Origin of the sequence: Exiguobacterium sp. s63 (genome assembly GCF_018617335.1) — a bacterium.
Classification (GTDB): Bacteria; Bacillota; Bacilli; order Exiguobacteriales; family Exiguobacteriaceae; genus Exiguobacterium.
This window is the reverse complement of the sequence record NZ_JACSKB010000002.1, coordinates 304,062-321,943: the sequence shown is the minus strand read 5'-3', so window position 1 is coordinate 321,943 and position 17,882 is coordinate 304,062. Positions and strand designations below refer to the sequence as shown.

General features: G+C 50.1%; 15 protein-coding genes, 1 other RNA gene and 1 other annotated feature. Of the genes, 4 read left to right on the top strand and 12 right to left on the bottom strand.

The window, feature by feature from the left end:
* Positions 1–13: 13 nt before the first annotated feature.
* Complete coding sequence (gene cymR / locus KNO90_RS08440) at positions 14–421, bottom strand: cysteine metabolism transcriptional regulator CymR (RefSeq protein WP_214739762.1); 408 nt, start codon at positions 419–421, stop codon at positions 14–16.
* Between the two features lie 60 nt (positions 422–481).
* Between cymR and KNO90_RS08435 the strand changes: the two genes are divergently transcribed.
* Positions 482–1,798, top strand: a complete 1,317-nt coding sequence (locus tag KNO90_RS08435; protein ID WP_214739760.1) for a replication-associated recombination protein A — start codon at positions 482–484, stop codon at positions 1,796–1,798.
* Between the two features lie 12 nt (positions 1,799–1,810).
* Here KNO90_RS08435 and KNO90_RS08430 read toward each other — a convergent pair whose 3' ends face one another.
* The 3 genes from KNO90_RS08430 to KNO90_RS08420 all read right to left on the bottom strand — a co-directional run bounded on the left by KNO90_RS08430 (position 1,811) and on the right by KNO90_RS08420 (position 4,149).
* Positions 1,811–2,578 (bottom strand): tRNA threonylcarbamoyladenosine dehydratase, encoded by a 768-nt coding sequence (locus KNO90_RS08430; protein WP_214819470.1) that lies wholly within the window; start codon positions 2,576–2,578, stop codon positions 1,811–1,813.
* Positions 2,579–2,673: 95 nt separating this feature from the next.
* Positions 2,674–2,860, bottom strand: a non-coding RNA gene (ssrS, locus tag KNO90_RS08425) — 6S RNA.
* Between the two features lie 74 nt (positions 2,861–2,934).
* On the bottom strand, positions 2,935–4,149 hold the full coding sequence (locus KNO90_RS08420) for a DASH family cryptochrome (RefSeq protein ID WP_215113446.1): 1,215 nt from the start codon (positions 4,147–4,149) through the stop codon (positions 2,935–2,937).
* 336 nt (positions 4,150–4,485) lie between these two features.
* Between KNO90_RS08420 and KNO90_RS08415 the strand changes: the two genes are divergently transcribed.
* On the top strand, positions 4,486–5,139 hold the full coding sequence (locus KNO90_RS08415) for a DUF6198 family protein (RefSeq protein ID WP_214737579.1): 654 nt from the start codon (positions 4,486–4,488) through the stop codon (positions 5,137–5,139).
* Between the two features lie 28 nt (positions 5,140–5,167).
* On the opposite strand, the gene KNO90_RS08410 is transcribed toward KNO90_RS08415, so the two are convergent.
* Complete coding sequence (locus KNO90_RS08410; protein ID WP_215113445.1) at positions 5,168–6,208, bottom strand: alcohol dehydrogenase family protein; 1,041 nt, start codon at positions 6,206–6,208, stop codon at positions 5,168–5,170.
* Positions 6,209–6,309: 101 nt separating this feature from the next.
* Positions 6,310–8,022 (bottom strand): ABC transporter ATP-binding protein, encoded by a 1,713-nt coding sequence (locus KNO90_RS08405; protein ID WP_214739754.1) that lies wholly within the window; start codon positions 8,020–8,022, stop codon positions 6,310–6,312.
* Between the two features lie 120 nt (positions 8,023–8,142).
* On the opposite strand from KNO90_RS08405, the gene KNO90_RS08400 reads away from it, so the two are divergent.
* Positions 8,143–8,493, top strand: coding sequence for an iron-sulfur cluster biosynthesis family protein (locus KNO90_RS08400; RefSeq protein WP_214739752.1), 351 nt, complete (start codon positions 8,143–8,145; stop codon positions 8,491–8,493).
* Complete coding sequence (locus KNO90_RS08395) at positions 8,466–8,687, top strand: hypothetical protein (RefSeq protein ID WP_215113444.1); 222 nt, start codon at positions 8,466–8,468, stop codon at positions 8,685–8,687. Before KNO90_RS08400 ends, KNO90_RS08395 begins: the two co-directional genes overlap by 28 nt.
* Positions 8,688–8,793: 106 nt before the next feature.
* Here KNO90_RS08395 and aspS read toward each other — a convergent pair whose 3' ends face one another.
* The 6 genes from aspS to recJ all read right to left on the bottom strand — a co-directional run bounded on the left by aspS (position 8,794) and on the right by recJ (position 17,813).
* Complete coding sequence (aspS, locus tag KNO90_RS08390; RefSeq protein ID WP_215113443.1) at positions 8,794–10,566, bottom strand: aspartate--tRNA ligase; 1,773 nt, start codon at positions 10,564–10,566, stop codon at positions 8,794–8,796.
* Positions 10,563–11,843, bottom strand: coding sequence for a histidine--tRNA ligase (gene hisS / locus KNO90_RS08385; protein ID WP_214794588.1), 1,281 nt, complete (start codon positions 11,841–11,843; stop codon positions 10,563–10,565). The genes aspS and hisS overlap by 4 nt, the downstream gene beginning before the upstream one ends.
* A 42-nt stretch (positions 11,844–11,885) precedes the next feature.
* Positions 11,886–12,120, bottom strand: a binding site (T-box leader).
* 38 nt (positions 12,121–12,158) lie between these two features.
* The gene (gene dtd, locus KNO90_RS08380; RefSeq protein ID WP_215113442.1) at positions 12,159–12,602 is read right to left on the bottom strand and encodes a D-aminoacyl-tRNA deacylase; all 444 of its coding nucleotides are present in this window, start codon (positions 12,600–12,602) and stop codon (positions 12,159–12,161) included.
* Positions 12,603–12,618: 16 nt separating this feature from the next.
* A complete protein-coding gene (locus KNO90_RS08375; protein WP_214739747.1) occupies positions 12,619–14,808 on the bottom strand; it encodes a RelA/SpoT family protein in 2,190 nt (729 codons plus the stop codon).
* A 190-nt stretch (positions 14,809–14,998) separates the two neighbouring features.
* On the bottom strand, positions 14,999–15,517 hold the full coding sequence (locus KNO90_RS08370; RefSeq protein ID WP_015881175.1) for an adenine phosphoribosyltransferase: 519 nt from the start codon (positions 15,515–15,517) through the stop codon (positions 14,999–15,001).
* Position 15,518: 1 nt separating this feature from the next.
* Complete coding sequence (gene recJ / locus KNO90_RS08365; protein WP_215113441.1) at positions 15,519–17,813, bottom strand: single-stranded-DNA-specific exonuclease RecJ; 2,295 nt, start codon at positions 17,811–17,813, stop codon at positions 15,519–15,521.
* Positions 17,814–17,882: the final 69 nt, after the last annotated feature.

Below are 17,882 nucleotides of genomic sequence, written 5' to 3'. Positions count from 1 at the left end.
GGTCACCTCGTTCTTAAATATAAAACATGTAGCCATCTGACTCTTCTTCAGCGAGATCCGCAAGTGTCGTTTCGTCAAGGACGGTATCGATGGCATCTTTGATTTTATCCCATAGCTTTCGTTTCACCGCATCATCTGCTTCAGAATCTTCGACGATGGCTAAAGGTCCCTCGAGCAACCGAATGATTTCACCCGCCGTCACATCTTCTGCCGGTTTGACGAGCTGATAGCCGCCGTACGCACCGCGTACACTCTTGACGAGTCCCCCATTACGGAGAGGGCCGATCAACTGCTCCAAATAATGCTCCGGCAACTCATGGCGTGCCGCAATCTTCTTTAAGCTGAGCGGCTTGTTGTCTGTCTCACGCGCCAATGCAATCATGATCGTTAAGCCATAGCGGCCCTTTGTAGATATTTTCATCTTCAAGTCTCCTTCTGTTATACTAATCGAACAAACGTTTGTCGAAAGGAATGGTTACGTATGCCTGATTTGTTTCATCAATCGAATGGCGGACCGCTCGCCAACCGCATGCGCCCCGAAACGTTAGATGACGTCATCGGTCAGCGCCATATCATCGGCGAGGGCAAGCTGCTTCGCCGTGCCATCGAAGCCGACCGACTCGGTACGATTATCTTATATGGTCCACCGGGCACCGGGAAGACGACACTCGCCCGTGTCATTTCGAATTACACGAAAGCGACATTCGTCCAATTGAACGCCGTCACGGCCAAACTCGATGAATTGCGGAACGTCATTCGTGAAGCGGAGTCCCGGTATGATTATGAGGACGAACGGACGATTCTCTTTTTAGATGAGATTCACCGGTTCAATAAGCTCCAGCAGGATGCGCTCCTCCCGGCCCTTGAGTCCGGCAAGCTCGTCCTCATCGGAGCGACGACCGAAAACCCGAGTTTTGAAGTGAACGCCGCTCTCTTATCACGGGCGACCGTATTTCGACTTGAGCCACCAGGTGCTGAGGAGTTACGTATCGTCCTTGAGCGGGCGCTACACGACTCACGTGGTCTCGGAAATTATCCCGTCAAGATGGATGAAGCTGCTGCAGACCATTATATCAAAATGGCGGATGGTGACTACCGTGTCCTATTGAACGCACTCGAACTCGCCGTCTTGACCACGCCAGAAATGGAAGGACAGATTCACATCACACTTGAGGTAGCGGAAGAGTCGATTCAACAGAAGTCGATCAAATACGATAAGACGGGTGACCGACACTATGACGTCATCTCGGCGTTCATCAAATCGATTCGTGGGTCTGACCCGGATGCGGCGCTTTACTGGCTCGCCGTCATGATCGAGGCTGGCGAATCGCCACGCTTCATCATGCGTCGCCTTTACGTCCATGCCGCCGAAGATATCGGAATGAGCGATCCGAACGCGCTACTCATCGTCGATGCGGCGGCTCGTGCGAGCGAATATATCGGTTTCCCGGAAGCCCGCATCCCGATCGCAGAAGCTGTTCTCTATTTGGCGACCGCACCGAAATCGAACGCGGTTATCACCGCGATTGACAAGGCGCTCCATCACGTCCGGACAGTTGAGGGTGGACCTGTACCCGTACACCTGCGTGACGCCCATAGTCCAGGAGCACGTGAACTTGGAAACGGGGTCGGATACAAATATCCACATGACGAAAAAGACGGGTTCGTTCCTCAAAACTACTGGCCAGAGAATTTGGCTAGAAAACGACCAAATTACTATAAACCGACGCCACGTGGATTTGAGCAACAAATTCAAAAGCGGCTCGACTATTGGGAAAAACGACGCGACTCGAAATGAGCCCGCGTCGTTTTATTTTTGGATGCGATTGATTTCGACGCCAGCTTTTTCAAGCAAGTCGTTAATGACATAGCCGGCAGCGACAAGCCCTGCAACCGATGGAACGAACGCGTTCGAGCTCGGTGGCATCTTCGCTTTGCGGATCGGCGCGTCTTTCTTCCCGACGACTTCGTTTACGTCTTCGCGCGTCACGATTGGAGACTCATCTGAAAAGACGACGGGGACGCCTTTGTAGATTTTTTCTTTACGTAGACGGGTACGGACCATCTTCGCGATTGGGTCATATGACGTATCCTTAATGTCGACGACTTTAATACGTGTCGGGTCCATTTTGTTTGCCATCCCCATACTCGAGATGACCGGGATACCGCGACGCTTACACTCTACGATTAAATGAATCTTATAAATGATCGTGTCTGATGCATCGATGACGTAGTCGATGTTTTGTGCGAAGAACTCTTCGTATGTCTCTTCTGTATAAAACATTTTCAATTGGACGAGGTCTAAGTCCGGGTTGATGTCGAGGAGACGCTTGCCCATCGCTTCGACTTTCGGTTGACCGACCGTCGACAACAGTGCATGGATTTGACGGTTGACGTTCGTGATATCGATGTCATCCTTGTCGACGAGGACGATGCGTCCGACACCGCTACGTGCAAGTGCCTCTGCCGCGAACGAGCCGACGCCACCGATTCCTAAAATCGCGACCGTTTTATTCTTTAAAGCATCAAGGCCTTCAGAGCCGATGGCCAATTCATTACGTGAAAACTGGTGTAACATATTTCTTCCTCCAACTAATCCTATTTTCTCATACTATTTTACTCGGAATTATATTCAAAAAAAAGACGTCTCGCGACGTATTTACAAAAAAATCGATGGGGCCCGGAGTGCCGTGACGATGCCTTGCTTTTGAACCTGCGTATGCAGGTGGGTGACCTAGCGTTTCCTTCACAAGTCCTCCTGCACGTGATGAGGCAGTTGATCCGGTTAGCAGTTCGGTCTCCCGTATTCAAAGTGTTGGCTCAAAATAACGAAGGCGGCTCTCGTACACCTCAGGTATCCCATCTGTTGATTTAACTATAGCGCTTCTGTAAAAAGAAGTCAATGAGAAACGCCGACTTCTCGTGACAGTTTGGTCACAACCATTTGTTACGAAACGCACGGTCCGGATCATACGTGAACTGTTGACGCTCGATGTTGAAACGGCGGTCCCTTGAGTCGTTTCCGACACCCGCTTGGTACGCCCAATTCCCCCAATTGCTCGCCACGTCGTAATCGATCAATTTTGATTCAAAGTAGGAAGCCCCGTAGCGCCAGTCTTGTTTCAACTCCTTTGCTAAATAGTTGGCCACGATTTGTCGTCCCCGATTGGACATCCATCCCGTCGCATTCAGTTCGCGCATGAACGCATCGACGAAATCGACGCCCGTCTCTCCTCGTCGCCATGTTTCTACGACATCCGGATCGACTCGCCAGTCTTTTCGTTTCGACCGAATGCCTTGTGACCGAAACAATTTTTTCCCTTGTTCGAGCGCGACCCATTGGAAAAATTCACGCCATAATAGTTCAAAGTACAACCAGTACGTCGATTCATTTACTCCATGTGTTCGTTCATGCGCTTCGAGTTCAAAAAACACCCGTCGTGGGGATAACGACCCGTTCGCTAAATACGCTGATAGCTTCGTCGAGTCATCGACCCCAAACCCATTTCTCGTCTCCTTATACGTTCGAATCGGCACGGACAAATAGTCATTTAATCGACGCTTCGCTGCCAGTTCGCCACCTTTAAATGGAAATGCTGTCCTTGGATCTTTCTCAACTTCTTGAATCGGAAACGAAAACGGCACCTCGCGCGTGGCAGCCGTCGCCTTCCGGGAGATCAGTTCGCGAGGACGGACATCATATTCGACCGCTTTTCGGAACTCTGTGAAGAGAAACGGCATCTTCTCGAACGGGATGTATTCTTCATCAAATAATGTGAAGCCTTCAAACGTTTTGTACTCCCCCTTCCACTTTTTCATTACCTCCTCTTCACGTCGGCGCTCATTGTATCCGATGGCCCGTTGAAACAAGAGACGATCTGTCGGTTCGAGCGTCTCGAGCGGATGACCGACATGCACGTGAAATGGGATTCCGAGCGCATCGAGTGAACCGGCCACATCCTCTAATGATTCTTTCAGGAAATGGAGTCGTTCGTTCCCGAGCGGAATGACACCATAACGATTTTCAATGAACTGATTCGGACTGATGAAAAAATGACCTTCAATCGGGTCGTCATGGCGAAGTGCTTCCTCAAGCGGCAAATGATCGTCGACACGTAAATCGTTTTGGTACCAAATGATTGTCTTCATCAATAGACCTCCTCCACTCCTTAGTATGATGCGTTATGATTCCATTCATGAGGTTGGAATGTGCTCGAGATATGTTTTTAAAATCAAATTGTGTGGAATATATTGTTTTAGAAGAGAAAGGGGTGCAACATTATGGCTAAGAAAGGCAAAATGGGAACATTAATCAAAATCGCGACGGCGGTCGCACCGTTCGTCTACGATTACTATAAAAAGAACAAAGCAAAGAAATCACCTAAGAAATAAATCCAGCGTCTCAGCCAACAAGCTGAGACGTTTTTTTCATGTTTTTCCATCGCCTATGCTAAGATAAATCAATCATTCTTTTGAAACGAGGCGATGTTCGTGCACGTTCGATCCATCCACTTTTTACGTATTCTCTTCAAATGGGGTCTTTTCATGACCGGGTTGTTCTTACTCGCACTTGGGTCATCCATCATGATTACAGCAGATCTCGGTGTGTCCACGTGGGACGTCCTCCATATCGGGATTGCCCACCATCTCCCGATTTCAATCGGAACTGTCATCTTATGCGTCGGACTTCTACTCGTCCTATTCAAATACATACTCGATCGCGTCCGTCCTCAGTTCGGCACGCTCGTCAACGCGGTGTTTGTCGGGGTATTTATGAACCTGATTTTAAACGAGCAATGGCTCCCTGTTTTTGAAGGGATGATGGTGAATATCATTTGGCTCACGTTCGGTATATTTGTCATGGGAATGGGGGCCGGGCTATATGTTGCTGTCGGATACGGGGCTGGTCCACGCGACGGATTGACGCTCGCCTTAGCAGATCGTTTCAACACGTCTGTCCGTGCCATGCGGACATGGATGGAACTGACTGCTTGCCTCATCGGTTGGGCACTCGGAGGACCACTTTTCTTCGGTACCGTCTTGTCGATCTTCCTCATCGGTCCATTCTTCCAGTTCTGGTTAGAGCGATTCCGTCTGTTTATCGCCTACGTCGATCGTCTCAAAGTAAAATTCGCATGAAAAAGAGAGGGATTGCTCCCCTCTCTTTTTATGTGTTCGGAATCAGGACAATCTTTCCGAACTTGCCCGATTGTTTAAAATACGTCTGCGCCTCACGTGCCTCTTCGAGCGTGAAGGTCCGGTCAATGACCGGTTTGAGCTTCCCATCTGCGATCGACCGCAACATCTCCGCGAACTCATGTCGAGTCCCGAGCACAGACCCGTACATGGCGATATGCTTCAAATAGAGTGTCCGAAAATCGAGATGGGTCGTCTGTCCTCCAGCAGAACCGGAAATACAGAACTTCCCACCCTTCTTCAAGACTTGAAGAGACACATCAAACAATGCATCCCCAACGACATCAAGCACCGCATCGACCGGTCCACCATTTGCAGCGATGATGTCATCAGCGAGCGTCTCAGAACGATAAGAGAACACTTCGGTCGCCCCGAACGCTTTCAACGCTTGCTCATTTTTCAAATCACCGACGATGGCGAACACCTTCGCACCAAAAACGTTCGCCGCAATTTGAACGTTGAGTGAGCCGACCCCACCGCTCGCACCCGTGACGACAATCGTCTCACCGGAACGAATGTGTAACTGTTCGTTCATATGCCACGCTGTGAGCCCGCTCACGGAAAAGACCGCACTTTCGACGAAATCATCAAGTGGCATATCAAAACAAAGGTCAGCCGGCCAGGCGACATATTCTGCATACCCTCCGTCATACTCTGATCCAATAAAGGACATATCGTCCGACAAATGTTCTTTCCGCTCAGGTCCACTCGAAGTGAACGGGAACAAGACGACATGTCGACCCATCATTCCTTGGTCGATCCCATCTCCGAGCTCGACGACCTCACCTGTGATGTCTGAACCGGGAATGCGTGGGAACTGGACGCCTTCCGGACGCCAACCTGACTTCTCGCCAGTTCCATACGCCCCTTCTCGCATCCAAATTTCTGTATTGTTAATCGCGCAGGCGCGTACCTTGATCAGCACTTCTCCCGCTTTTAGTGTCGGTTTTGGGATATCGACGACTTGGAGTTGATCGACATCCCCATATCCTACGACTTGTACAGCTTTCATGGTGTATCTTCCTCCTTCTCTTTCGCTCATCCATATGTATTTACCCACGAAATGCTGTTATCACGCCAAAAAGGGCCACCCTCTACCAGGCAGCCCTTGATTTATAGTTGTTGACGTTGTAACAAGTTCGTGAAGACGCCGCCTTTTTGGCTAAGTTCTTCATGCGTTCCGTCTTCTACGATTCCTTCCGCCGTCACAACGAGAATCCGATCGGCATTCTTTACTGTCGCTAAACGGTGGGCGATGATGAGCGTCGTTCGATTCGCTGCCAGTTCATTTAATGAATCTTGAATGATCGCCTCGGTCTCCGTATCGAGCGCCGAGGTCGCCTCATCGAGAATTAAAATCGGTGGATTCTTCAAGAACATGCGCGCAATGGCGATGCGTTGTTTTTGACCACCCGAAAGCTTCAATCCACGTTCCCCGATCTGTGTGTCGAGGCCGTGCTCGAGTTCTTCGACTAGCGTCCCGAGATGTGCTTTCTCGACCGCATGCATGATGTCGGTATCGGTCGCATCGAGCTTTCCGTACGCAATATTTTCCCGTAGCGTTCCCGCAAACAAGAAGACGTCTTGTTGCACGATTCCGATTTGGCGACGTAAGCTCTCTTTCGTCATGTCCCGGATGTCCAACCCGTCAATCGAGATGGCACCCTTCGTGACATCGTAAAAGCGAGGAATGAGTGAACAGATGGTCGTCTTCCCTGCCCCGCTCGTTCCGACCAAGGCCACGGTTGTCCCTGCCTTGATCGACAAGTCAATATCCGTCAACACTTGGCGGTAGTCCGAGTAGCCAAACGAGACGTCGTCAAAGACGATATCGCCCTTCAACATCTCGACTTCAATCGCATTCGCACTGTTCTCGATGTCTGGCTCTTCATCGAGCAACTGCGTGAAACGTTTGAACCCGGCCATCCCTTTCGGATACATCTCGAGAAGCGCCGTGATCTTTTCGATCGGCTTAATGAGTAAGTTCATGTACAAGATGAACCCGACGAGTTGTCCGTACGATAATTGTCCTTCGTACGTTAAGTACGCCCCGTAGACGAGGACGAGCAACGTCATGAGACGCGTCGTGATATAGATACCTGCGAGTGACGTACTCATGACGCGATACGCTTCAATCTTTGAGCCGCGATAGAAGTTGTTGTCTTTTTGGAAACGTCCAATCTCGAACGCCTCGTTCGTAAACGATTGGACAACGCGTGCCCCGGACACACTGTCCTCGACGCGCGCGTTCACTTCCCCGATGTTCGTGTACATCTTTTGCCACGCCTTGTTCATGTTCTTATTCGCATACGTGATCATGATGATCAGGAACGGTACCGCGACAACGGTGACGAGTGCGAGTTCCGGGTCAATCGAGAACATGATCCCGAACGCCCCGAGCAACGTCATGATGGCGATAAAGAAGTCTTCGGGTCCGTGGTGCGCCACTTCCCCGATATCGAACAAGTCGTTCGTGACCCGGCTCATCAAATGTCCGGTCTTATGATTATCAAAGAAGCGGAACGACTGTTTATGGATATGCGTGAACAACTCTTCCCGCATGTCCGTCTCGATGTTGATCCCGAGCTTATGTCCCCAGTAGTTGACGACGTACTGCATCATCATGGCCAGTATGTATAGAATCAATAGACCAATGCTGACGATGATAATCCAGTTCCATTCCCCACCCGGCAACAAGTCGTCGATGAACCATTGAACGGCGAGCGGAAATCCGAGTTCAAGCAATCCGACGAGAATTGCGAATGAAAAATCGAGGATAAATAGCTTTTTATGTGGCCGATAATAACTAAAAAAACGTGAAATCATTCTCTTTCCCCCTTCTCAACACTCTAAGTGTACGCTTTTTTCCGAAAGGTGGAAAACAGGATGCATCCCTTTTTCATTCTTTTTTCAATCGGCGTATAATGAAGATAAGGAGTGATACACATGCATGTACACATTACAGAACGCGCGCTCGAACGAATCGAGTCATTGAAAGGCGAACGAAAGGGACAGATGCACCTTTTCTATGAGACGGAAGGTTGCGGCTGTGGGAACAGTGGAATCTTTGAAATTCGATACGTCACAGAGACGACTCCAGAAGACGTCGAAATCGACTCGAATCTTGGGCCAATCTTAATCAAAAACTGGACGAAAGTGTTTTTAGACGAACAGATGAAAATCGACTTCCTCGAAGACCGTCGTACGCTCGTCTTGAAAAGTGACGGGCAAGTGTTCAATTCGAATCTTCTCGTGACGGACGGCACGGGTTGCCAGTTGAACGTCCCGAGCCGATGAAACAGACGTTGAAACAACATCCGAGACTGCTCATTCTCTTCTTATTGAGTTTCGGTCTTGGACTGTTCGGAATCTATCTGGCATTCATCGATTCGGTCTATTCGATGTCCGCCGTCATCGCCTCGCTGTTTGCCTTCGGATTTGCGTTGCAGCGGACAGCAAAATATATGCAACGAGAAGAGGATAAACGTTAATAAGTGGATGTGTTCCAATTAAATTTCTACCATCGTGTTGAATCCAAAATCCGTTTCACACATACAAAAAACGAGGATTGCCATGGCAACCCTCGTTTTTTTGTGCTTATTTCTTCTCTTTTACTGCCGTACGAATCGATAACTCTTCAAGTTGTGCGTCCGCGACCGGGCTCGGTGCTTGCGTGAGCAAGTCGCTTGCCGAAGCCGTTTTCGGGAAGGCAATCGTGTCACGAAGGTTCGAACGACCTGCAAGAATCATGACGAGACGGTCGAGACCGAGTGCGATTCCCGCGTGCGGTGGTGTACCGTATTCGAACGCTTCGAGTAAGAATCCGAACTGTTCAACTGCTTCTTCTTGCGTGAAGCCGAGCAATTTGAACATACGCTCCTGGATGTCACGCTCGTAAATACGCTGTGAACCGCCACCGAGCTCGTAACCGTTCAAGACGAGGTCATACGCGATGGCGCGTACGCTTGCCGGGTCTGTTTCGAGCAGGTGAAGGTCTTCACGGTTTGGCATCGTGAAGGGGTGGTGGTTCGCATAGAAGCGACCATCTTCTTCTTCAAACGTCACGAGTGGGAAGTCTGTCACCCATAGGAAGTTGAACTTCGTCTCATCGATGAGACCAAGTTCGTGTCCGAGTTTGACGCGGAGTGCGCCAAGGCTGTCGGCGACGACAGTTGGTTTTGATGCGACGAAGAGGAGAAGGTCACCTGCTTCTGCATTCGTTGCTTCGATCAACTTCTGTGCGTACGTTTCGTCGAAGAATTTCGCGATTGGACCGTTCAAGCCTTCCGCTGTCACTTTGAGCCATGCGAGACCTTTCGCACCGTAAACCGCTGTGAATTCTTGAAGCTTATCGATGTCTTTACGTGAGAAGTTGTCCGCCTCACCTTTAACGTTGATCGCTTTGACTTGTCCGTTTGATTCGAGTGCGGCGTCAAACACTTTGAATCCGGCTCCTTTCACAGCATCAGCCACGTCGATGAGTTCGAGGCCGAAACGCGTGTCCGGTTTATCTGAACCGAAACGACGCATCGCTTCCGCGTGTGTCATACGCTCGAATTTCGCTGGTGTGTCCGTACGACCGAGCGTCGATTCCATGACTTGTCCCATCATCGATTCCATCATCGCCATCAAGTCTTCGATGTCCATGAAGCTCGTCTCGATGTCGACTTGCGTGAATTCAGGTTGACGGTCTGCACGAAGGTCTTCGTCACGGAAGCAGCGCGCGATTTGGAAGTAACGGTCAAATCCTGCGACCATGAGCAACTGTTTGAAGAGCTGTGGTGATTGCGGAAGTGCGTAGAACTCACCACCATGAACACGGCTCGGGACGAGATAGTCACGTGCGCCTTCTGGTGTAGACTTTGTCAAAATCGGTGTTTCGACTTCGAGGAACTCCTGCTCCGTCAAGAAGTTACGGATTGTGTTTGACGTCTTCGAGCGGAGACGGAACGTCTCTTGAAGCGCTGGACGACGAAGGTCGAGGTAACGGTACTTGAGGCGAAGGTCTTCTGAGACGTTTTCCGCTTCATCACCAATCGGGATTGGTGTCATCTTCGCCGCGTTCAAGATGTTGATTTCTGAAGCGATAACTTCGATGTTTCCTGTCGGCATGTTCGGGTTCTTGTTCTCACGCTCGAGAACCGTTCCTTTCACGTCGAGGACATACTCGCTACGAATCGTTTCTGCGAGTTGGTGGACTGCTTCATTTTCTGGGCGAACGACGACTTGGACGATCCCAGTGCGGTCACGAAGGTCGATGAAGATGAGTCCCCCGAGGTCACGACGTTTTTGTACCCATCCTTTTAATTGTACTTCTTGGCCGATGAGTGACTCTGTCACACGACCGTTCATATGTGTGCGTCCGATCATTGTCCTGCTCCTTCCGATAGTTCACGAATTTTGTCTGCGACGGCCGAGAGTGGCACATCGACTTGTTCACCAGTCGTCATATCTTTCAAGGCGGCTGCCCCACGTTCGACTTCGTCATCCCCCAAGATGACTGTGAATTTGGCTTTCAGGCGGTCCGCCTGTTTGAATTGTCCTTTGAACTTGCGTCCTTGGTAATCACGATCAGCCTTGAACCCTTCCATGCGAAGGAGTTGCAAGAGGCGTGTCGCCGTCAATTCGACTTCTTTCTCGCCTTGCGCGACGATGAAGACATCAAGTCCTGTCTCGAGTTCAGGTAAGACTCCTTCATTCTCCAATGCGAGGATGAGGCGCTCCAACCCGATCCCAAAACCGATTCCCGGCATGTCCGGTCCACCGATATCCTGTACGAGACCGTTGTAGCGTCCACCGCCACAAAGTGTCGTGATGGCTCCGAACCCTTCTGCCTCGGACATGATTTCAAACGCCGTGTGCGTATAGTAATCGAGTCCACGAACGAGTGTCGGATCGACTTCGTAGGCGACGCCGAGTGCATCGAGTTGTGCGAGCACTTGGTCGAAGTAGGCTTTCGACTCTTCGTTCAAATATTCAAGGATCGACGGCGCTGTCTTCATCGACGGGTGATCGCGGTCGACCTTACAATCCAAGATGCGAAGCGGGTTCTTGTAAAGACGTGATTGGCAATCTTGGCAAAGTTCGCCTGCCACCGGCTCGAAGTGACGGATGAGCGCATCGCGGTGGGCGTTGCGGCTTTCCGCGTCCCCAAGCGAGTTGACGACGACTTTGATTTTCTGAAGTCCAAACGACTTGTAGATCGAGTAGGCGAGGCTGATGACCTCAGCGTCAACGGCCGGGTCGCTACTGCCGATCGCTTCGACACCGTATTGGTGAAGCTGACGGAAGCGGCCTTTTTGTGGGCGCTCGTAGCGGAACATCGGTCCCATATAGTAGAGCTTCGTCGGTTGGTCCGGATTTCCGAACAGTTTGTTCGTCACGAACGCACGAACGACAGATGCCGTCCCTTCTGGGCGAAGCGTGTACTCGTCTTTCCCTTTCTTCACGAGCGTGAACATCTCTTTTTGTACGATGTCTGTCGTTTCCCCGACACTGCGTGTGAACAGGTTCGTCGTTTCAAAGATTGGTGTGCGGATCTCTTTATAGTTGTAACGGGCGCTCATGTCGCGAAGTTTTTCTTCGACATATTGCCACGTCTCGACCGTGCCCGGAAGCAGGTCTTGTGTACCGCGTGGTGCTTTCATCATCACATTTCCCTCCTTAAAATACAAAAAGACCCTCGTCCGCAAAGGGACGAGAGCCTGTGTAAGTTTCCCGTGGTACCACCCTCGTTGCAGAGCCATTACTTGAAACTCTGCCACTCGAAATCGGTTAACGCCCGATGAGACGGCTCCCCCTACTCATTTTCAAGGGAGCACCTCCAAAGTGTCGTTCGGGTCATCATCCAGTCGATGCTTTCAGCCAAGGCATCGCTCTCTTTGCTGGTGGGTTGACCGTACTCTTCTTTATCATAGGTGTTTGACTATATGCTTCATGATGCCGAATCAAGCCGGCATCTGTCAAGCGTTTTTTTCGAGCATGAGCGTGACCGGTCCGTCATTGACGAGAGCGACGTCCATCATCGCACCGAAGCGCCCCGTCTCGACGACGAGTCCATTCGACCGCAACCGCTCGTTGAATTTTTCATAGAGCGTCTCGGCCATGTCCGGTTTTGCGGCCTTTGTGAAAGCGGGTCGCCGTCCTTTCATCGTATCTCCATACAATGTGAATTGCGAGACCGACAAGATTTGACCAGACACATCTTGAATCGATAAGTTCATCTTTTCTTGATCGTCCTCGAAGACGCGAAGCCCGGTCACCTTGTCGGCGAGCCAGTTCACTTCCTCTTCTGTGTCTTCATGTGTCACACCGACGAGAAGCAAGTATCCGGCGTTGATTGCCCCGACGACTTCTTCCTCGACTGTGACTGATGCTTTTTTCACTCGTTGCAATAATACACGCACGTTCCTCTTCCTTTCGTCACGTCATCATGACTCGGCTGACCGAATACACGTCTGAGATTTGTTTGATGCGCTCGACGACTTTCTGTAAGTGATTCACGTTCGGAATCGAGATCGTCATCGAGATGCGAGCTTGTTTGTTTTGGTCGCCCCGACCACTGACGGCCACGATATTCGTATTCGTCGCCGATACCGCTTGAAGGACGTCGTTCAAGAGACCTGAACGATCATATCCCGTAATCTCGATATCGACGTTATAGTTCTTCTCTTTCGCCTGTCCAACTTCCCATTCGACATCAAGAAGACGCTCCGGGTGTTGTTCGTTGACGATGTTCAAGCAGTCTTTCCGGTGAATCGAGACGCCACGTCCACGGGTGATATACCCGACGATTTCGTCTCCCGGGACCGGGTTACAGCAACGGCTCATGCGAACGAGCATATTGTCGATCCCTTTGACCGTCACACCCGCTTCCGTCGTTTTCTTCTTCGGTGCCTGACTGACTTTTAATTCGCTGATGGCTTCAGACAGTTCGAGCTTCGGTTCTTTCCGCTGCTTCTCCGTCAATTTATGTGCGACTTGAGCGGCTGTGATACCTTGGTAACCGACAGCGGCATACATCTCTTCCTCGTTCCCGAAGTTGAACTTCTCGACGACGATACTGAGTGCCGGCTCATCGATAATCTCTTTCGGTTCGAAACCTAGTTTCTTGATTTCTGCCTCGACGAGATCTTTCCCTTTCTCGACGTTCTCTTCACGCTGTTGACGTTTGAACCATTGACGAATCTTGTTCTTCGCCTGACTCGAAACAGCGAGTTTCAACCAGTCCTTGCTCGGACCATAACTGTGCTTCGACGTAATGATTTCAATGATGTCACCCGTCTCGAGTTTGTAGTCGAGCGGCACCATTCGACCGTTCACTTTTGCCCCCGTCATCCGATGGCCGATCTCCGTATGGATCCGGTACGCGTAATCGATCGGGACAGAGCCTTTCGGCAATTCGAATACGTCCCCTTTTGGTGTGAACACATACAACATGTCGCTAAAGAAATCGACTTTAAGCGACTCCATGAATTCCTCGGCATCGGTCGTATCTTTTTGAAGTTCAAGGATTTCGCGAAGATGAGCGATTTTCTCGTCAAATCCGTTCGTCGAAACGTTCTTCCCTTCTTTATACGCCCAGTGTGCCGCGATCCCGAATTCGGCGATGAAATGCATGTCTTTCGTTCGAATCTGGACTTCGAGCGGTTCACCTTTCGGACCGATCACGGTCGTATGGAGCGACTGGTACATGTTCGGTTTCGGCATAGCGATATAATCTTTGAAGCGTCCTGGCATCGGCTTGTATTGCGTGTGGATGATGCCAAGCACCGCATAACAATCACGAATCGAGTCGACGATAATGCGGACCGCCATCAAATCGTAAATTTCATTGAATTCTTTTTTATGCTTCACCATCTTGTTGTAGATGGAATAGATATGTTTCGGTCGGCCGTTCACATCGGCATCGATATGCACATCTTCGAGCACTTCGTTCACTTCCGTGATGACAGAGGTAACGAGTGCTTCCCGTTCCGTTCGTTTCTGTTTCATCATCGAGACGATTTTGTAGTATTGCTGCGGGTTGATATAACGTAATGAAATATCTTCGAGCTCCCACTTAATCGTCGAAATCCCCATCCGGTGTGCAAGTGGGGCGAAGATTTCAAGCGTTTCTTCTGCCTTTTGAACTTGCTTCTCTTTCGGCATATGCTGAAGGGTCCGCATGTTATGGAGGCGGTCAGCGAGTTTAATCAAGATGACGCGCACATCTTCCGCCATGGCGATAATCATCTTCCGATGATTCTCGGCGAGTTCTTCTTTTTTCGATTTATATTTGATCTTACCAAGTTTCGTAACCCCATCGACGAGCATGGCCACTTCCGGACCAAAGTCTTCCGTCAATTGCTGTAACGAAATATCCGTATCTTCGACAACGTCATGTAAGAGCGCTCCGATAATCGTCGTGGCATCTAAGCCGATGTCAACGAGAATGCCGGCCACTTGGACCGGATGGAGGATATAGGGCTCGCCCGAACGTCGGAACTGACCGGTATGATGAAGTTTTGCGTATTCGTAAGCGCGTTTCACTTCGGCAATATCGTCGTCACCCATATACTCCCCGAGCGCGTCGAGAAGATCCTCAATACTTACGATTTGTTTTTTGGTCATAACATTCGACACCCTTTTTCTTACCGCTCCAATCGACTCAGATTCGTCGCAGCATGGTAGTAGTTTATGTTCAAGATTCTCTAATTTTTATAACCATTATCGAAAAAATCTGACGACCTGTCAAAGGTTGTCGGTTATTTTCCTTAAAAACTATTCAAAAACGGGAAGCATGTCGCTTCCCGTTCGAAAATCAGTCTTCGTATCGGATGAGTGAGAACACGTCATATCCTTCGAGACGTTCACGTCCGCCGAGTCCGTCGAGTTCGATCAAGAACCCGATTCCTGCCACAACTCCGCCGAGTTGCTCAATCATTTTGATGGTCGCTTCAATCGTACCACCTGTCGCGAGCAAATCATCTAAGATGACGACTTGTTGGCCAGGTTGGATTGAATCTTTGTGCATCGTTAAGATGTCCGTTCCGTACTCGAGACCATATGATACACGAACTGTCTCACGTGGTAACTTTCCTTCTTTACGTACAGGCACAAATCCGAGTTCGAGTGCGTACGCTGCCGGACAACCGACGACGAATCCGCGCGCTTCCGGTCCAGCGATTAACTCTGCTCCACGCTCACGTGCGTAAGCGACGAGCTCATCTACCGACTTCTTGTAGACTTCGCCATTTTGCATAAGTGACGTGATGTCCTTGAAGCTAATGCCTTCCTTCGGATAATCTGCTACTTCTTTAATATGCTGTTTGAAATCCATTTTATGTGTATGCCTCCTGCATCTTGTTCGATCGCAACGATTGTAACCGCTCTTTGAGCTCCGCCAATGACGCGTATACGAAACGCTCTTCGAGTTGTTGGCGCCCAATCCGGCGTTGATAGCACGGCGCTTCGGTCAAATCGCGTTTCGGTGCTTCTGGATTGACTCCAGGCAGTCCGTCTTCCATTGTAACAAGAAATTCGAGTTCAGAGAATACTTGATGCATAAATTGAATCGTATTTTTTGACCATTTTCGCTCTTTCGATAGACGAATCAAGTTCTCACGTAGATTTTTCCGTTCGCATGTCGCCATATGGACATAATACGTTCGGAAATCCTCACGAGACGGGAGACGTTCAAAGAATGAGTCTCCTTGTCCGAAAGCGCAATAAATTCGCTCGATTCCTTCATGAAGTTTTTCCGCAAGCACTTCTTCATCGTCAGGCAAATCGAGCAAGACGACAAATCGGTTGAGCGGTTCATCCCCTTCATGTAGCGGGAACTCCTCATCTGTCCCTTGGAACGATAAGAACGACGTCTGTTCTTTTGGCAAATCTTTCAGCTCTTGTAGCGACTTTTTCTTTCCTCGATAGTCGAATACTTGGAAATCATCGACGCGTAAATCTTGAATCATAAGCTGGGGCTTACGCATCCCGTTCCATTCATTCACTTGGAGACTCCCCATCACTGAGATGTGGGCCATCTGTGAGATTTCTGAGACGACATGTCCGAACCCGAACCCAATGCCGTCGAGTTCACGCTTGTCTCCGGCGAGCTGTACTTTCAAATGTGTCGCATCCCGTCCGATTTGACGAATGTCACGCAGTTTCGCATCAGCGACGACGACACGTGGAGACGGGTTGCCCATTCCGAACGGTGCCAGTTTCGCGATTTCAGAAATCAGGTCGAGTGAAACGTCATTGACCGAGAGTTTTAAGTCGACGTTGACCCGGGGCACGAATACGTCATCTGGAATCACTTCCGCTTGGCGATTCAGTCGTTCACGCAATTCGGCGACATTCTCGGACTGGAGCGTCATCCCGGCAGCGGCCGGATGCCCTCCGAAGTGCGGCAAGATGTCTTCATTTTTTGAGAGTTCTTTAAATAAGTCAAACCCATCAATCGAGCGACCCGACCCCTTCGCCTTGCCCGTCTCCGGGTCGTGGCAAAGGAGAATGACCGGACGATAATACGCTTCGACGAGACGAGAGGCAACAATTCCAACGACACCCGGGTTCCATTTCTCACTTGCGACGACGAGTACACGATCCTCTGTCATCGATGCTTCAACGAGTTCTTTCGCTTCAGCCGTAATCGTTTTGACGATATCTTGTCGTTCCTTATTTTGCTTATCGAGCTGTTTCGCAAGTTCGAGTGCTTCCTCGACGTGTTCAGCAAGGAGCATCTGAAGGGCTGGCATCGCCGAATCGAGACGACCCGCCGCATTGATGCGTGGACCGAACGCGAAACCGACCGATTCTTCGTTCAACACGCTGTCACTAAGACCACACACTTCACGTAACGCTAAAATACCCGGTCGCTTCGACGCTTCGAGCGCAGCGATCCCTTTCTTCGCGAGCAACCGGTTTTCGCCGTCTAACGGGACGAGGTCAGCGATTGTTCCGAGTACTGCCAAATCAAGGAGTTCTTCTGGCATTCTTCCTAAAACGGCGTGTGCCACTTTGAGGGCGACCCCCGCACCGGCGAGTTTATCGTATGGATATCTCGGGTCGATGTGCGGGTGAATGATCGCATACGCGTCCGGCAATGTTTCTTTCGGCTCGTGGTGGTCGGTGATGATCAAATCGACACCGAGGTCTTTTAAGAGTGTCGCTTCTTCAATCCCTGAAATCCCACAGTCCACTGTGATGACCAAGGTGAACCCTTCGTTCGCCGCCCATTGGAACGCTTCCTTGTTCGGTCCATATCCTTCCGTGAAGCGGTTCGGGATATAACACTCGGCCATGACACCGATTTCGGTTAACGCATGCCACATGACGGATGAGGCACTGACCCCATCGACATCGTAGTCGCCATAGATGAGCACCATCTCACCCTCGTCTGCCGCCTGCTTGATGCGGGATACGACTGTTTCCATCTGTTCAAACAAATACGGGTCATGAAAGACGAGTTCTTCCTCGGCATATAAAAATGCCTTGGCCGCTTCTACATCTTGATGTCCACGCTGTACGAGCAACGTCGCGAGTTGTGCTGATATATTTAATTCGTTTTGTAAACGTGTGACGTCGTCCGGATTTGTTTCCGGATAGAGCCACTGTTTCTTCGAATGGTACATGTCCTTCACTCCAATCAATTGTAGATTATAGCAGACCGCGTGAAAGATGTGCCGTCTTGACATTTGAAA

Bases quoted from the DNA above. Each gene is read 5' to 3' on its own strand.
- cymR (WP_214739762.1), bottom strand. From the start codon at position 421: ATGAAAATATCTACAAAGGGCCGCTATGGCTTAACGATCATGATTGCA.
- KNO90_RS08435 (WP_214739760.1), top strand. From the start codon at position 482: ATGCCTGATTTGTTTCATCAATCGAATGGCGGACCGCTCGCCAACCGC.
- KNO90_RS08430 (WP_214819470.1), bottom strand. From the start codon at position 2,578: ATGTTACACCAGTTTTCACGTAATGAATTGGCCATCGGCTCTGAAGGC.
- KNO90_RS08420 (WP_215113446.1), bottom strand. From the start codon at position 4,149: ATGAAGACAATCATTTGGTACCAAAACGATTTACGTGTCGACGATCAT.
- KNO90_RS08415 (WP_214737579.1), top strand. From the start codon at position 4,486: ATGTTCGTGCACGTTCGATCCATCCACTTTTTACGTATTCTCTTCAAA.
- KNO90_RS08410 (WP_215113445.1), bottom strand. From the start codon at position 6,208: ATGAAAGCTGTACAAGTCGTAGGATATGGGGATGTCGATCAACTCCAA.
- KNO90_RS08405 (WP_214739754.1), bottom strand. From the start codon at position 8,022: ATGATTTCACGTTTTTTTAGTTATTATCGGCCACATAAAAAGCTATTT.
- KNO90_RS08400 (WP_214739752.1), top strand. From the start codon at position 8,143: ATGCATGTACACATTACAGAACGCGCGCTCGAACGAATCGAGTCATTG.
- aspS (WP_215113443.1), bottom strand. From the start codon at position 10,566: ATGATCGGACGCACACATATGAACGGTCGTGTGACAGAGTCACTCATC.
- hisS (WP_214794588.1), bottom strand. From the start codon at position 11,843: ATGAAAGCACCACGCGGTACACAAGACCTGCTTCCGGGCACGGTCGAG.
- KNO90_RS08375 (WP_214739747.1), bottom strand. From the start codon at position 14,808: ATGACCAAAAAACAAATCGTAAGTATTGAGGATCTTCTCGACGCGCTC.
- KNO90_RS08370 (WP_015881175.1), bottom strand. From the start codon at position 15,517: ATGGATTTCAAACAGCATATTAAAGAAGTAGCAGATTATCCGAAGGAA.
- recJ (WP_215113441.1), bottom strand. From the start codon at position 17,813: ATGTACCATTCGAAGAAACAGTGGCTCTATCCGGAAACAAATCCGGAC.